We start from the raw sequence: 535 nt of genomic DNA on the forward strand, positions 1-535 counted from the left end.
TATATTGAAAGTGAAGATAATCTCTCTCATGAAGGTAATTGCTGGGTGTATAATAAAGCTCGGGTCTTTCAAAATGCACGCGTCTTTGGAAATGCTAAAGTAAAAAGCTTTTTTGTTGATGTCTATGGTAATGCTCAAATTTATGGGAATGCTATTTTTGAAGGTATGACATTAAAGGACAATGCAAAGCTGTCTGGTAATGCGCATGCTAACAACGCCGTTGTAATTGAAGGCAATGCACAAATTTATGATAACGCCCGTGTCACTGATCATGCTCATATTTCCGATAATGCTGTCATTTGTGATGATGCCCATGTCGGAGGCAATGCAAAAATAAGTGGCTCTGCTTATATCTGTGATGAATCACGTGTTTTTGATGATGCCGTTATTTGTGATGCTCTTATCTCTGGTTCTTCATATATTCATAGCAATGCCTCTTTAACAGCTAATGAAGATATCTGTGATGATGCATATCCTGAGTTTGGTAGCGAAGATGATTATTATCGTCATGAGTATTATGCTGATTTTGAAGGGT

The 535-nt window shown here is 37.4% G+C and carries 1 protein-coding gene; it reads left to right on the forward strand.

Translation table 11 applies throughout. The annotated features are described in order from the left end of the window. Nucleotides 1-535: hypothetical protein (locus ACFIJL_RS09900; RefSeq protein ID WP_375624564.1), on the forward strand; the 535-nt coding region annotated here is incomplete at both ends.

Source organism: Bartonella sp. TT119HLJHH, from assembly GCF_042193385.1.
Lineage (GTDB): Bacteria > Pseudomonadota > Alphaproteobacteria > Rhizobiales > Rhizobiaceae > Bartonella.